This is a genomic window from Orrella marina (assembly GCF_003058465.1).
In the GTDB taxonomy this organism is placed as follows: Bacteria; Pseudomonadota; Gammaproteobacteria; order Burkholderiales; family Burkholderiaceae_B; genus Algicoccus; species Algicoccus marinus.
In genome coordinates, this window is the sequence record NZ_CP028901.1 from 1,734,796 (window position 1) to 1,748,398 (window position 13,603).

Below are 13,603 nucleotides of genomic sequence, written 5' to 3' on the forward strand. Positions count from 1 at the left end.
CCCTCTAGAACAGAAAATAGCGTTGTGCCATGGGAAGTTCATGAGCAGGTTCACAGTCCAGCAGCACCCCATCCGCATGAACTTTGTAGTTCTCGGGATTGACAGTAATCCGTGGCATTGCATCATTGAGCAGCATGTCGCGCTTGGAGATCTGGCGCACGCCACGAACGACCCCCATCAGTCGCCTCAGACCAAGCTGTTGCGGCACCCCGTTCTGACTGGCTGCCTGCGAGATAAACGTCATGCTGGTTGTTGCCATCGCCAGACCTGCCGTTCCAAACTGGTCGCGGTAGTGCACCGGCTGCGGAGTAGGAATTGAAGCGTTCGGATCTCCCATGAGAGCCATGGCAATCATCCCGCCCTTGACGATGATGGACGGCTTGACACCAAAGTAACCGGGGCGCCAGAGCACCAGATCAGCCAGCTTGCCAACCTCGACCGACCCGACCTCGTGAGATATCCCGTGCGCGATCGCTGGATTGATTGTGTACTTTGCGACATAACGTCGGATACGCAGATTATCGTTACTGGCACTGTCCGTAAGCCCGCCATCGCTAAGCGAGCCGCGCTGAACTTTCATCTTGTGCGCAGTCTGCCAGGTGCGAGTAATGACTTCGCCCACTCGCCCCATTGCCTGGCTATCCGACGAGATCATGGAAAACGCGCCAATGTCGTGCAGGATGTCTTCAGCTGCAATTGTTTCACGCCGAATCCGACTCTCCGCAAAGGCGATATCCTCTGCGATCGAGGCATCCAGATGATGGCAAACCATCAGCATGTCCAGATGCTCGTCGATGGTGTTGATCGTGTATGGTCGGGTCGGATTGGTTGAGGACGGCAGCACATTGGGCTCACCGCAGGCCCGGATGATGTCCGGCGCATGTCCGCCTCCCGCCCCTTCCGTATGATAGGTGTGAATCACCCTGCCATTGATCGCGGCCAGCGTGGCCTCCACGAAACCGGACTCATTCAGCGTATCGGTATGGATGGCGACCTGCGTGTCTGTCTGATCGGCTACAGTCAGACAGTTATCAATCGCCGCCGGCGTGCTGCCCCAGTCCTCATGCAGTTTGAGTCCGATAGCGCCAGCCTGTATCTGCTCATGCAAGGGCCCGGGCAAAGACACATTGCCTTTGCCTAGAAACCCCAGATTCATCGGATAAGCCTCGGCCGCCTGCAACATGCGCGCAATATGCCATGGTCCTGGTGTCACCGTTGTCGCCAGCGTACCCGTCGCGGGTCCAGTTCCGCCTCCAAGCATGGTTGTCACACCGCTTGCCAGTGCGTGCTCGATTTGCTGCGGGCAGATAAAGTGGATGTGACTGTCGACGCCTCCGGCGGTCACAATCATGCCCTCGGCCGCGATGATCTCCGTGGCAGGACCAATAACGATCGACACCCCTGGCTGAACATCCGGATTACCTGCCTTGCCGATTCCCTGGATGCGACCATTCTTGATGCCGATATCGGCCTTGACGATTCCCCACCAGTCGATGATCAGCGCATTGGTCAGCACCGTATCGGCACAATCTTGTGACATACGCTGCGACTGACCCATTCCATCTCGAATCACTTTGCCGCCGCCAAACTTGACCTCTTCCCCGTACACGGTATGGTCCTTCTCCACCTCGGCAATGAGCGCAGTGTCCGCAAGTCTGATCCGGTCTCCGGTTGTCGGACCGAACATCTCCGCATACGCCTGTCGGGATATCTTCATCTCGCACCCTCACTATCTGACCGCTGTTTGAAAAGCTCGTCAAGGCCACCCATGACCCGTCCCTGAAATCCATAGACATGACGATCGCCGGCAAACGCAACCAACTCGACTTCACGCTCCTGACCAGGTTCAAATCTCACGGCAGTCCCGGCCGCGATGTTGAGCCGGAACCCTCTTGCTGCCTCGCGATTGAACGAGAGCAGATCATTTACTTCCGCGAAGTGATAATGCGAGCCGACCTGCACAGGACGATCACCCCGATTGACGACCCGAACAAGCAGTGTCGGGCGGTTCACATTCAATTCAAGTTCGCCTGGGTCGACCAGTAGCTCACCGGGAGTCATGTGAATCTCCCGTTCTGGCCTGATTCGATCTGATGGTCTTTGTTTGCACCATCGTGGTTGTTGTGCCGCGCTGTCTTCGCGCACGCAAGACGAGCAATGCAACCATCAAGACCAGTGCCAGCAGCAGAATGGCCCCACTATCTTCCAGCATATGCAGCACTGCGTGCCAAGGTGTGTTCCCGTGCCCGTCATGGGCCAAGGCCACTCCAGACACGAAGAACCCTGCCAGCGCCCCAAAATAAGACCGCAACCCAGCAATAATCAGACCCATGATGAACTCCTTTGATAAATGAAACGGGAAAAGAAAACAGGCACTAGCAGCCACAGATGTGTGTTATCCGGATCAGATAATCGGATGGTGAACAGTGACCAGTTTGGTGCCATCCGGGAACGTGGCCTCTACCTGAATATCAGGAATCAACTCGGCCACCCCTGGCATCACCTGATCCCGCCTCAAAACCTCACGCCCCGATGCCATCAACTCGGCAACAGTTCTTCCGTCTCTAGCCCCCTCCAGAATGGCAGCCGTGATCAAGGCGATTGCCTCCGGAACATTCAGCTTTAGCCCACGCGCAAGCCGTCGCTCAGCCAGCAGGGCAGCAGTGAAGATCAGCAACTTGTCTTTCTCTCTAGGTGTCAGGTCCATGAAGATTCCGCTTGAAGGTCAGTACGTTGAAGTGTCGAGGTATCGAGGATCAAGATCATGGATATCAGGTCGCCCATAATCTCGGCGTATGAGGCTGGCGTCTGATCCAGCGTGGTCGCACCCAGTGCCACAGACGCTCGAACCGGCTGCGCAAGATCGAGGCACTGGCAAGCGATCGCATAACCAGTACACGAGGATGAATTCTTGAAAAGGCAATGTCAGGGTGCGTCTGCCTAGCCGCATCAAGCAGGTCGTCAGTCACAGGATCTGACGCGCTAGTGACCATCCACGCTGTCTGGCAACTGTCACACCCGGAAAATCCAAGTGGGGACTGAAACAGCGGATCCGAACCGCACAGACGCATACGATCAATCCATACCCGCTCCGGCCCGAATTGCAACTGCATCCGCTGATCAAACATTCCGGTCTCAAAGGACTCATCGCATCCTCTACGTCCAAAAATGAGCTGATCCCAACCGAACATCTGACCCTGGGGTCCTATATTCATGTCTATCAATGATCTGACCCGGGCCTGATCAAAGACAATTGTCTCTGCGGGCAACCACTCGAGAACACCCTGCACATCGAGTGCGATAGTTTGTGACGCCTGCTCCGATGAGCCAAACGCGCCATACCATTTAGTCGCCGCTGGTGTGAGAATCAGACCATGACTGTTGGCCTCGACCTGAACGTCTACGCAAAGATGATCCGAGCAGGCGATGCCGCCCGGCGGATGAATCATCACCGCATGACAACAGTCCTGACCTTCCGGATACAAGGCCTTCTGAATCCTGAGTGGGCCCACGTGTCGATGACGCAGTACGGTCTGGCGAACCCGTCTTTTGTCAGGCGACGAATCACCACCTGAGACACCAGGCGCGTGTGGCCGAACGTCGGGATTAACGTCGGGATTAACGTCAGCACGGGCGCTGAAACGCAATTCCAGAGCAGCACGCCAGCCGGTTGGTCCATCCTTGACTGATGCCGAAGCAGCGGCGGCCGCTGCATCATTACCCCCGTCGCGCACAGCCAGGATCCGCCGGTGGCTACGGCGATCGTCAGTCTCTGCACGAGTCAACGTTGTCAGCATCAGGAATCCCGCCATGTCTCAGATCAAACATGCTGAATATCATGCAAGTTTCATGCCAGCGGGATTCATTCAAGTGCACCCGGAGCGAGCCGTGAGAATTCAGGCACAGATCCGGTGCAAAATAAAGCAAGCTACCCAGAGTGGTGCAATATCGAGCACCACCCTGGAACACAATCCTGCTTCTGGAGCCTTCGGAATAAAAAAGCCCCAGAGCAGTGCCAAAGGCAAAGTTCCGGGGCTTGGTATAACAGAGGCATCGAGTCAAGGGGTATCGACCCGACGCTCGTCTGTTTACAGCGTGATCAGAGTCGCTCGGAAAGGACAGTCAGAATCCGCTTGCCAGTTGCGGTCGCATCCTGGACATTGTCAGGGTCGTAGACACGAACAATAGTCCTGTCACCGTCGGCTTGCAGGTTCAGACGATACAGTTGCGCGGGAGCCGGTGCTTCTGCACCGAACAGCTTGGCAAAGAACGATGGTTCTTCACGCGACTGTCCCGTGTCGGTATCCACATAACGCACGTAGAAGTTACCGGCAGAACGATCTCTGTCTTCAACTGCAAAGTTACCGGAATCAAGCGCCAGGCCAACGCGACGCCAGCTCTGATCAAAGCCGTCCTCAATCACAAACATGCCATCGGTGCTGATCAGGTTCTCGACGACCGGGGCCAGTTGCTGCTCCTGGGCGGACATCATCTTGCGACGCGCCTCTTCTGAGCTCTCTCCTAGAAACACCATCATACGGGCCAACATGGCAGCATTCAGGCCGGGATCCTCACGACCTCTATCCCAGCGAACCTGATCATCCTCGATTCCATAACGTTGCTCAACCATATGCTCGTGACTCACGTAAATCGCAGTACGATTCTCACCGTCACGCTCGAAAATGGTCCTGAACTTGTCACGTTCCCCGCTGTCGTATGCAGTCTCGAGCACTGAGCCAAGCAGTTGTCGCAACCAGGACTCCGGGATCTTTGCCCGGTTCTCGGCCCAGTTGGTAATCATGATGCCAGCTTTGGGATCAATCACTTCAAGGTTAAAGCCGTTCTCGTACCAGAACTCCTCAATCTTCGGAAACAGCGCACTTGGCGGACTGTCTACGATCAGCCAGCGAAGGTTGCCGTCACGCTTGACTTCGATGCCTGGATAGGTCGGCAACACAGCAACCTGAGTCAGCGCGGATGATCCACGCTGGTCAGCAGCACCGGTCTGGTTCTGAAACTGGCTGTAGGTCGTGACACCGGTTGCCGGCGCCCGATACCGCGGATCTGCGGCAGCCTGCGTCAAATCAGGAGGAATGCTCAGAGGGTCTGTGCGCACAACAGACTGGTAATCGACAGCGTTTTCTCCACCGAGGGTTTCTTTGACCGTCTGACAAGCTGACAGCGACACCGCCAGGCCCACCATACATGACACTTGCACTACCCGACCAATATGGCCGCCTGAAATTCTCATCACAGTAAATCTGCCTCCACCAACGCAGCCCGTAGGCCCTCATGAAACTGGGGACCCAACTCACACAGTGGCAGTCGAATACCACCCGAAATACGCCCCATCTGTGCCAGCGCCCACTTGACCGGGATTGGATTGCCTTCAACAAACAACAATTTATTGAGCTTTGCAAGCTTGCTGTTGAGCTCTCTCACGCGAACCAGATCACCCTCAAGCGCAGCAATGCAAAGCTCATGCATCGCGCGAGGAGCGATGTTGGCCGTCACTGAAATATTGCCACGTCCTCCAAGCAGAATCAGAGCTGCAGCGGTAGGGTCATCACCACTGATGACTTGAAATGAATCCGGCAGTTCCCGCATCAGCATGCCTAGACGGCCAATGTCACCCGTTGCATCCTTGATGCCAATGATGCCGGGCACCTGAGCCAGACGCACGATTGTCTCGCTGGACAGGTCTGCGACCGTGCGCCCAGGAACGTTATACAAAATAGTCGGAAGCCCGACCGCTTCCTGTATCGCCACGAAGTGGCGATACATCCCTTCCTGCGACGGTTTGTTGTAGTAAGGAACGACGGACAGACCAGCCTTGGCCCCCACGTTACTCGCGTGCTCGGCCAGATGGATCGCCTCAGCGGTTGAGTTGGCACCAACACCTGCAATAACCGGAATCCGCCCAGCAGCATGTTCGACCGCAATCTGGATCAACTCGGCATGCTCATCCATATCCACGGTCGGTGACTCGCCCGAGGTTCCCACCACGACCAGCGCATCGGTCCCCTCTCTGACATGCCAGTCAATTAAATTACGGTAGCCGTCCCGATCGAGGCTGCCATCTGGATGCATGGGTGTCACGAGTGCAACCATGCTTCCCCTGAACTGGGGATACTCTACTGCTTGAGTCGTATCGGAAGAATTCATTTCGGGTACCGGACAATAAGGACGAACGGACAGGCGGCAATTCGCCCGACCGGTAAATGTTGTTTACTAGTTTAACGGAACGAGCGCACTACGTGCAGTCCGGGGCATTCTATAGAAACATCTGCACAATCCAGTTACCGAATGCCAGAAACGGCTGCAGCAACGACCACAGCACACCGGTCACTAGCAACAGGATCAGGATCATCATGCCATACGGCTCAATCTTGCCATACTGCCACGCCAGATGGTTCGGCAAGAGGCTGAACACAACCCGTCCACCATCTAGCGGCGGAAGCGGAAAGAGGTTCAAGGCCATCAGGATCAGGTTGATCTGGATACCAACAATCGCCATCTGGAACCAGAAACTATCCATACCGGCGCCCCCCTCGAACATGAGCCGCAATCCTATTGCCCAGAGGATTGCCATAAACAGATTCGCACCGGGCCCGGCCAGCGCCACCCATAGCATGTCCTGTTTGGGTTTGCGTAACCGTCCAAAGTTGACAGGCACCGGCTTGGCCCATCCAAACAGAAGCGGCGGTCCTCCCATCATCTTCGACATGAGGAGAATACCCAACGGCACCAGAATAGTACCGACCGGATCAATGTGCGGAATCGGATTGAGCGTGACACGCCCTTCCTGCGTAGCAGTCGGATCCCCAAGCATTCTTGCCACATAACCATGCGCAGCTTCATGAAGCGTTATCGCAAAGATTACTGGCAATGCGTAAAGCGATATCGTCTGAATCAGATCACCCATGAATTACCTGGCATATATGCACCTTTCATTGTGCGTTACTCATTGCCTGCAACCTCTTGCCTTAAAGATGATTGCAGAGCACTCAAAACCCTTGTGAAAACACGACGCTTCTGTCATAGCGACACGGTTCATCTGCCTCTTTCTGACCGCCCGACTGGCTCCAGGGGATTGCCGCCTGGAGCCACACCTGGTCAACCCGGTGATTTCAACGCTCAGAGGGATGTTCGTCACGCCAGGCCGATTGTCGTCGGATCCCCCGCCCGAGCCGCTGAACTTCCGGAACAGATCCGGACAGATCTATCACGGTTGTCGGCTCCCAGGCACAGTTACCCGCATCAATCACTCCCTGCACCCGCTTGCCAAACTGTTGCATCACGTCTTCCGGATCAACCACCGGCGCTTCTTCACCAGGGGGAATGAGTGTTGTCGAGAGCAATGGCGTCGTTGACTGGGCCAACAGAGCCTGCAGTACTGCGTGCTCAGGTACTCGAATACCGATCGTCTTGCGTGACGGATGAGAAACCCGCTTGGGCACTTCGCGCGTTGCCTGCAGAATAAACGTCCAAGGTCCTGGTGTCGCCAGCTTGAGGAGCCTGTACTGGGCATTGTCGACTTTTGCGTAAAGACTGATGTCCGACAGGTCGCGACACAGAATCGTCAGATGATGACGAGAGTCCAGACCACGCAGACGTCGCATATGGTCGGCGGCATCTTTGTCATCGAGCCGTGCAACCAGTGCGTAACCTGAATCGGTCGGCGTGGCCAGGACGCCGCCCGATTCGATCATGTCGACAGCCTGGCCGATCAGCCGGGCCTGAGGATTGGTCGGATGAACCTGAAGTAAGTGACTCATTGAACACTCGGCTCAATAAAAGAATAGAAGAATGAAAAACGATGGCATGACATAACTCGCAGAAAAAGCATCGCAAGACGTCATTAGTCCTCAAACATACCACGTGCAGCATAGTAGCGGTTACAACACAAAGCAAACCGACCCTATGCTCATGGTCAATGAGCCAACACATTGTTTGCTTGATACATCTATGTGTGAGGAGATTGCACTCGACAATGCGATGTTGCCGTCCTTCGATGAGAGGACGCAGAACCAGACCCTGGACAGAACCCAGCCACAATTGCCCCTGCGTCCTGATTCAATGCGCATGAACGATGGTCCGGTCAACTCGAGCGTAGAGCCCTTTACCGTGTATGCATCACCAGAGTGAAACATCTGCGAGAAACCATCAAGATATTCCTTGCGACACACAACAAGCTCAACGCCAGACCATTGCGCTGGACCCAATCGGCGGTCGCGATTGTGGTTAGCGTGGATCACACAAGAAACCGGACAAACTTGACTAATTGAAACCAATTGAATTAACCAGTCAAATTACCAGTCAAGCAACTCAATATGCTTCCAGACCATCTGCCTGCAGGGCAATATTCCCAGGCAAATGATGTCTGCGGACCTGTGACAGAGCCTGGCTCCAACACGCAACTCAACAACACGTTACAATGTCCTTCGCAAGTACATATGCATGAAATGATGTCCCCGTAGCTCAACTGGATAGAGCACCCGCCTTCTAAGCGGGTGGTTGCGTGTTCGAGTCACGCCGGGGGCGCCATGATTACGCCTATACAGATCCTGATGCACGTATCTCCACTTCCATTTCTCTATGAGATTATGATGCGTGAATGGTGGGTGAAAGCACTCATAACTTAGCCAACTCGACCGAGAACGAAACGCATTTGCTAATCTGGTACGCAGTTTTTACGCACGAGATCATGCAAATGGACACGTTCAGAACAGCCAGCATATGACCGGACGCCTGTCTCTGGGTTCGAGACTGCACATCGGTCTCTGGGTTCGAGACTGCACATCGGCTTTGGACTCTGTCTCATTAAAACCAGCCTAACGCCGAAAGCGACTGACGCTCATTGCGACCACAAATACAGCAACAACGGGCAAGCACAAGTCCAGCAGAGCATCTGGTGACCATCGCCAGAAGTCGAAAGCCTCATAGCCTGCAAGCCTGCTCGGTTCGCCAAGCTTGTATTCACGCTGTGCATGCTCTCTTCCCAGGAAGACGGCCAGAACAAACACAGCGCCGTACCACACACCGTCAGCAAGTCGAAAAACGCTAAATCCGAGCACAAACAAGCCTTGAATAGTGAGCGCTATCAGGACGTGTTCAGCGTGTGTTGCGTTGAGAAGTTCCCCCATACAGCACTGGCCTTGTTGATTACATTAATCCAGGTAGTCCAGAATCGGTACGCTCATTTCGAGCGCGAAGTGCTAAATTTAGCTCTGACATTCGAATGACATTTAGAGTCACACACCTGAGACTTACGTCACTTGTATGATGACCTGAAAGCGATCGGGCGAAAGTCGTGGCCACACCAACAGTTCAAATTTCACCACCCTTGTAATTGTAGAGAGGAAACCGTATGGATCAGGACTTGGTCAGACAATTTGCGCCAACCGGCGTTTTGCGCGCATCAATCAACACCGGCAACGCAGTGCTTGCAAAAGCCATTGGTCCTGGCCAGGCAAGCGGAGTTTCAGTTGACCTGGCGACCCGTCTTGCGCAATCACTAGACATTGACATCGAGCTAGTGGTGTTTGACAAAGCAGCCAAGTCTGTCGAAGCTGTCGAAACAGGTCTCGCAGATATCGGTTTTTTTGCGATCGACCCGAATCGCGCAGAACACATCGCGTTTACCAACCCGTATGTGCTCATTGAAGGGGCCTACGTGGTACGTGAGGACTCATCTATTCGCTCCAACGAAGAAGTCGACACCAAAGGCAACCGGGTTGTGGTTGGCAAAGGCAGCGCATACGATCTGTATCTGTCCAGATCGCTCAAGCAGGCAGAGATCGTGCGTGCCGAGACATCTCAAACCGTTATCAAGACATTCCTCGATAGTGGCGCGCAAGTGGCAGCAGGTGTACGCCAGCAACTTCAGGCGGATCTGACGCACCAGACTGGACTGCGTATGCTTGACGGCCGCTTCATGGTCATTCGCCAGGCAATGGGCATGCACAAAGACCGTGGCTCGCAAGCAATACAATACCTGCGTCATTTCATTGAGAGAGTAAAAGCTGAAGGACTATTAGCCAATGCTTTGGAGCGCCACGGCATCTCTGGGGCGGGCATAGCACCTGCGCAAGATCCAGACATTGATCCAATCGCACAATCTGGTTGAGTCGATGACAATCCGCAACTGAAGCCCTCCTGCTTGAGCGCACTGTTACTGACAGGCAAGTAGAACCGACTCCGTGCTAGGCACCATTTACTGGGCACTTGAGCGGTGGTCGCCACCTGTCAAAGTACGTTCATGAGATCCGAAAAACCAGGACGTGGCTCGAGCCTTTCGGACATTAACTCCCAGTGTCGAAAAGCTCCTGCAATTCAATCAGGTCGATCATGGCGCAGATAATTGCGCCACGGTTGTCGACCTGGACGCGTCGAATAACCAGCCGTTCTCACGAATTCTCTGGCTAACCCGTTGAAAGGTATTGCCCTGATTTTCACTGAAAGACGTTTACCGAGGTACCCACCAGGGGCAAACGATCGGGTGGAGCAGCAACATTGGGGAGGCGGTCTTGCACACCATCAAATGCGAATAGCGGCCATGACGAAAAACAAGCCACTCATGCACCCAGCTTCGCGCTGAGCACTGACCCTGATCGCACGGGTTCAGCAAGGAGCGGCACCAGAACTGACCCGATACCCGAACACGCAGACAGGACCGGCTCGACGCAAATGTACAAGCCAGCCCGAAACCGCCATCTTTGATACGCAAAGCAGAATCAAAGATTCGGTTTACCTACCCTTGAATACCGGCTTTCTCTTTTCTGACCAGGCGGTGCGACCCTCCTGGAGGTCTTCTGATGCCATGACCACCTTGATATCTTTTTCAAGGTCCTGCCGATCCAGCTTGCCCTGAGATATGCGCGTCAGGTGTTTCTTCATGCCCAGACAGGCAAGTGGCGCCATAGCAATCAAGGTGGCAGTGAGATTCGCAACTTTTTCACCAAGTGACTCAGACTCGACGAGGTGCGTCAAATAGCCAACATTGAGCATCTCTTGCGCATCGATCTGCTCGGCAGTCAAAAAGAGCCGTTTGGCTGTGTTGATGCCCAGACGCTGAACATAACGTTCCATACCTGATTCGTAATAATGCAAACCAAGTCTGGCTGCTGGCATGAACATGTTGGTCTTGTCTGAGCCGACCCTGAAGTCACACGCAAGAGCCAGGTCCGTCGCACCACCGTAGACTCCACCATGCAAGACCGCAATTGTGACTGGCCTCAAAGTCTCAAGTCGGTCCACAACGTCCTCAAAGTCGACGACACGCTCTCCGCCGAGCTTCTTGATGTCAAATCCACTGCAAAAATATTTACCTTCAGATTCAATACGTAACACGCGCACTTCGGGAGCGTCGTTGACTGTTTGCAGGTGCTTGAAAATGGTCTGCAGATCGTCCGGCCCAAGGCGATTGGCCTGATCAGGACGGCGCAATTTGATCACAGCCAGATGGCCATCGATGGTGAGTTCGGGAGTCCCCATTTTTGTTCCTGAGTTGGTGTAAAGCGGAGGCGGTATTCACCCGCCTGACTGAGATGGAAAGAATGCAGGAGGTCAACCGGGTATCTGGATGACCTCCTGCCAGATGCTGACAATGTCAATAGGTTAAAAGATCACCCAACTGCATGATTACTCAAGCGCATTGGCCCTCTTGACGCGATCAAGCGTAAATGCGCCGTTCTTGCGGGCAAACGCCTCAAAGGCCGCAGGAGACTCAAATGATCCCGCCTCACTGCCAGCAGTTAGCAGTTTCATCCGGACCGCAGGATCCTCGAGAACATCCTTTGTTGCCTCAAACAATTTCTTGGTCACATCTTCCGGTAGACCAGCAGGACCGAACATTCCAAACCAGAAACTGAAATCGAACCCGTCGACACCTGACTCGGCGATCGTCGGCAGATCAGGTGCCACTGCTGAACGCTCAGCTGTCGAAACTGCCAGCATTCTGATTTTGTCACCCTGACCAAGGGCAACACTGACGGTGCCGTACCCATTGAGAAGTCCACATCACCAGCAGCCACGGCCATCAGAGCGGGTTTGCCACCTTTGTAGGGAACGTGTGTGAACGTCGTGTTCATGAATTCCTGCAACATCACCGATGATGTGTGGGGAGAACCGGCAACACCTGAAGTGGAATAGAACATCGTACCGGGATTCTTCTCGGCCTTCTCGGCAAATTCTGCAAATGTCTTGGGGCCTTTCTCCGCGTTGACGGCAAGAATCAGAGGGTAACTGGCCAGGAGATTAATCGGCGTAAAATCCTCTGGGGTGTAACTGACTTTGTAGGCGAACTCATCCACGCCATAAAGGTTACCCGTGGCAAGCCCAAGCGTGTACCCATCTTTAGGTGCATTTGCCAGTGCATTGGAAGCGATCGTGCTCCCGGCACCGGGTCTGTTTTCTACAATGATGGGCTGGCCTAGTTTGTCCGACATTGCTGATGTGACTATACGAGCAATCGTATCGCCGGAACCACCCGCACTGTACCCGACCAACACCTTGATTGGACGGTCCGGATAGCCTTCAGCCTGCGCCGCCGTCATCGCGAACATCGCGCTTAACGCGCCGACAAGCACTGTGCGTTTGAGTTTCATATTGATTTCCCCGTTTTATTTATAAGTTTCTCCATCCATCATGGAGAAACTTGCACTTGATTACTGCGTGCCGGTTCATGAAACCAGAAAGACCCACTCAGGTCTAGAGATTCCCGACACAGAGCCCCAGACGTCCTCCCAGGTCCCACGGCCGGAGATTTCTACGCGGGGGGGGTCAGGCACGACATTGAACTAAACCGTGGGCCTTGGGGCGCCACGGACAGAACGCTCTCTCAACATTACTGGACCCGAAGAGTACGCCAGTATCAAACGATCTTTACCAGCCGTTGCGACCTCCTTCGACACCGCCCTCGCGGTCCACTTGACCCGAGTTGTAATAAAACGTGAGCAGACCATGCTACTCGCAAGGGAGTAAACCGCCACTCTCAACTGCCTGACATTTCTGGGTTATTCAGATCATATGAATCTCGCCATTTACTTACCTAACGCGTGTCGTGCAACCAGTGGCATTTACGTGCGCTTACATATTCGGGTTTACTCGAATGCTACTGACTTGTTAGAGTGAGAACCGTATCAAACGGACATTGGTGTCCTATCTGTCAGGAGAATGAATGAAGAAAAAGCTTTCTATTGCCGCAACCGGTACCGCCCTTCTCGCTACACTGGCATTTGCCCCAATCGCATCTGCAAACTCACAGACCAACCAGCAAGGGAACTCGCCCGCAACCTCACAGGTCACACCCGCCCAGCAAGCCGCACCCGCTACCGATTTCAGTGACCAGGATATCAAGACGTACGTCGCTGCTGCAGAGAAAGTCAACGAAATCACGAACGAATACAGGCCGAAAGTACAATCCGCACCGTCCGAGGCTGATCAGCAAGTGCTGATCCAGCAAGCGGATCAGGACATGGTCCGGGCCATTCGCGCAGAGGGAATCAGTGTGGATAAATTTCTGCAGATCAATCAGGCCGTTCAGGTTGACCAGAGTCTGGCCAACAGGGTCACCCAGATGATCAATTAACCACTCATTTGT

The 13,603-nt window shown here is 54.2% G+C and carries 15 protein-coding genes, 1 tRNA gene and 1 pseudogene; 4 read left to right on the plus strand and 13 right to left on the minus strand.

What is annotated here, in order from left to right; genetic code table 11:
* Positions 1-4: 4 nt before the first annotated feature.
* The 9 genes from ureC to DBV39_RS07795 form a co-directional block, all read right to left on the minus strand.
* Positions 5-1,717 carry an urease subunit alpha gene (ureC, locus tag DBV39_RS07755; RefSeq protein ID WP_108621049.1) on the minus strand — a complete coding sequence of 571 codons (1,713 nt, stop codon included), beginning with the start codon at positions 1,715-1,717 and terminating at the stop codon, positions 5-7.
* Positions 1,714-2,061, minus strand: a complete 348-nt coding sequence (locus DBV39_RS07760; RefSeq protein WP_108621050.1) for an urease subunit beta — start codon at positions 2,059-2,061, stop codon at positions 1,714-1,716. Before DBV39_RS07760 ends, ureC begins: the two co-directional genes overlap by 4 nt.
* Entirely contained in the window at positions 2,048-2,332 is a 285-nt protein-coding gene (locus tag DBV39_RS07765; protein WP_108621051.1) for a hypothetical protein, read from the minus strand. The genes DBV39_RS07760 and DBV39_RS07765 overlap by 14 nt, the downstream gene beginning before the upstream one ends.
* Before the next feature lie 72 nt (positions 2,333-2,404).
* Positions 2,405-2,707, minus strand: a complete 303-nt coding sequence (locus tag DBV39_RS07770) for an urease subunit gamma (RefSeq protein ID WP_108621052.1) — start codon at positions 2,705-2,707, stop codon at positions 2,405-2,407.
* Between the two features lie 64 nt (positions 2,708-2,771).
* A complete protein-coding gene (locus DBV39_RS07775; RefSeq protein WP_159078871.1) occupies positions 2,772-3,797 on the minus strand; it encodes an urease accessory protein UreD in 1,026 nt (341 codons plus the stop codon).
* A gap of 302 nt (positions 3,798-4,099) precedes the next feature.
* Positions 4,100-5,251, minus strand: a complete 1,152-nt coding sequence (bamC, locus tag DBV39_RS07780) for an outer membrane protein assembly factor BamC (RefSeq protein ID WP_108621054.1) — start codon at positions 5,249-5,251, stop codon at positions 4,100-4,102.
* Positions 5,251-6,165: a 4-hydroxy-tetrahydrodipicolinate synthase gene (gene dapA, locus DBV39_RS07785; protein ID WP_108621055.1), complete on the minus strand. Its 915-nt coding sequence runs from the start codon at positions 6,163-6,165 to the stop codon at positions 5,251-5,253. Before dapA ends, bamC begins: the two co-directional genes overlap by 1 nt.
* Before the next feature lie 109 nt (positions 6,166-6,274).
* Complete coding sequence (locus DBV39_RS07790; protein ID WP_108621056.1) at positions 6,275-6,925, minus strand: site-2 protease family protein; 651 nt, start codon at positions 6,923-6,925, stop codon at positions 6,275-6,277.
* A gap of 205 nt (positions 6,926-7,130) precedes the next feature.
* Complete coding sequence (locus tag DBV39_RS07795) at positions 7,131-7,778, minus strand: L-threonylcarbamoyladenylate synthase (protein ID WP_108621057.1); 648 nt, start codon at positions 7,776-7,778, stop codon at positions 7,131-7,133.
* Between the two features lie 175 nt (positions 7,779-7,953).
* Here DBV39_RS07795 and DBV39_RS07800 point away from each other — a divergent pair, with 175 nt between their 5' ends.
* Positions 7,954-8,148 carry a hypothetical protein gene (locus DBV39_RS07800; protein WP_159078872.1) on the plus strand — a complete coding sequence of 65 codons (195 nt, stop codon included), beginning with the start codon at positions 7,954-7,956 and terminating at the stop codon, positions 8,146-8,148.
* A gap of 322 nt (positions 8,149-8,470) precedes the next feature.
* Positions 8,471-8,547 (plus strand) — tRNA-Arg (locus DBV39_RS07805).
* 287 nt (positions 8,548-8,834) lie between these two features.
* On the opposite strand, the gene DBV39_RS07810 is transcribed toward DBV39_RS07805, so the two are convergent.
* A complete protein-coding gene (locus DBV39_RS07810) occupies positions 8,835-9,146 on the minus strand; it encodes a hypothetical protein (RefSeq protein ID WP_108621059.1) in 312 nt (103 codons plus the stop codon).
* 224 nt (positions 9,147-9,370) lie between these two features.
* On the opposite strand from DBV39_RS07810, the gene DBV39_RS07815 reads away from it, so the two are divergent.
* Positions 9,371-10,129: an ABC transporter substrate-binding protein gene (locus DBV39_RS07815; protein ID WP_108621060.1), complete on the plus strand. Its 759-nt coding sequence runs from the start codon at positions 9,371-9,373 to the stop codon at positions 10,127-10,129.
* Between the two features lie 620 nt (positions 10,130-10,749).
* Here DBV39_RS07815 and DBV39_RS07820 read toward each other — a convergent pair.
* The 3 genes and pseudogenes from DBV39_RS07820 to DBV39_RS07825 form a co-directional block, all read right to left on the minus strand.
* Positions 10,750-11,496, minus strand: a complete 747-nt coding sequence (locus tag DBV39_RS07820; RefSeq protein ID WP_108621061.1) for an enoyl-CoA hydratase/isomerase family protein — start codon at positions 11,494-11,496, stop codon at positions 10,750-10,752.
* A 147-nt stretch (positions 11,497-11,643) separates the two neighbouring features.
* A complete protein-coding gene (locus DBV39_RS20610) occupies positions 11,644-11,769 on the minus strand; it encodes a hypothetical protein (RefSeq protein ID WP_407669302.1) in 126 nt (41 codons plus the stop codon).
* A gap of 33 nt (positions 11,770-11,802) precedes the next feature.
* A pseudogene (locus DBV39_RS07825) lies at positions 11,803-12,608 on the minus strand (Bug family tripartite tricarboxylate transporter substrate binding protein); the annotation flags it as partial.
* A gap of 572 nt (positions 12,609-13,180) precedes the next feature.
* Between DBV39_RS07825 and DBV39_RS07830 the strand changes: the two are divergent.
* A complete protein-coding gene (locus DBV39_RS07830; RefSeq protein WP_108621062.1) occupies positions 13,181-13,591 on the plus strand; it encodes a DUF4168 domain-containing protein in 411 nt (136 codons plus the stop codon).
* Positions 13,592-13,603: the final 12 nt, after the last annotated feature.

What these genes read in the sequence shown, in the direction of transcription:
- DBV39_RS07760 (WP_108621050.1), bottom strand. Translation starts at nt 2,061, where the DNA reads ATGACTCCCGGTGAGCTACTGGTCGACCCAGGCGAACTTGAATTGAAT.
- DBV39_RS07775 (WP_159078871.1), bottom strand. Translation starts at nt 3,797, where the DNA reads ATGCTGACAACGTTGACTCGTGCAGAGACTGACGATCGCCGTAGCCAC.
- dapA (WP_108621055.1), bottom strand. Translation starts at nt 6,165, where the DNA reads ATGAATTCTTCCGATACGACTCAAGCAGTAGAGTATCCCCAGTTCAGG.
- DBV39_RS07765 (WP_108621051.1), bottom strand. Translation starts at nt 2,332, where the DNA reads ATGGGTCTGATTATTGCTGGGTTGCGGTCTTATTTTGGGGCGCTGGCA.
- DBV39_RS07790 (WP_108621056.1), bottom strand. Translation starts at nt 6,925, where the DNA reads ATGGGTGATCTGATTCAGACGATATCGCTTTACGCATTGCCAGTAATC.
- ureC (WP_108621049.1), bottom strand. Translation starts at nt 1,717, where the DNA reads ATGAAGATATCCCGACAGGCGTATGCGGAGATGTTCGGTCCGACAACC.
- DBV39_RS07810 (WP_108621059.1), bottom strand. Translation starts at nt 9,146, where the DNA reads ATGGGGGAACTTCTCAACGCAACACACGCTGAACACGTCCTGATAGCG.
- DBV39_RS07795 (WP_108621057.1), bottom strand. Translation starts at nt 7,778, where the DNA reads ATGAGTCACTTACTTCAGGTTCATCCGACCAATCCTCAGGCCCGGCTG.
- DBV39_RS20610 (WP_407669302.1), bottom strand. Translation starts at nt 11,769, where the DNA reads ATGAAACTGCTAACTGCTGGCAGTGAGGCGGGATCATTTGAGTCTCCT.
- DBV39_RS07770 (WP_108621052.1), bottom strand. Translation starts at nt 2,707, where the DNA reads ATGGACCTGACACCTAGAGAGAAAGACAAGTTGCTGATCTTCACTGCT.
- DBV39_RS07830 (WP_108621062.1), top strand. Translation starts at nt 13,181, where the DNA reads ATGAAGAAAAAGCTTTCTATTGCCGCAACCGGTACCGCCCTTCTCGCT.
- DBV39_RS07820 (WP_108621061.1), bottom strand. Translation starts at nt 11,496, where the DNA reads ATGGGGACTCCCGAACTCACCATCGATGGCCATCTGGCTGTGATCAAA.
- DBV39_RS07815 (WP_108621060.1), top strand. Translation starts at nt 9,371, where the DNA reads ATGGATCAGGACTTGGTCAGACAATTTGCGCCAACCGGCGTTTTGCGC.
- bamC (WP_108621054.1), bottom strand. Translation starts at nt 5,251, where the DNA reads ATGAGAATTTCAGGCGGCCATATTGGTCGGGTAGTGCAAGTGTCATGT.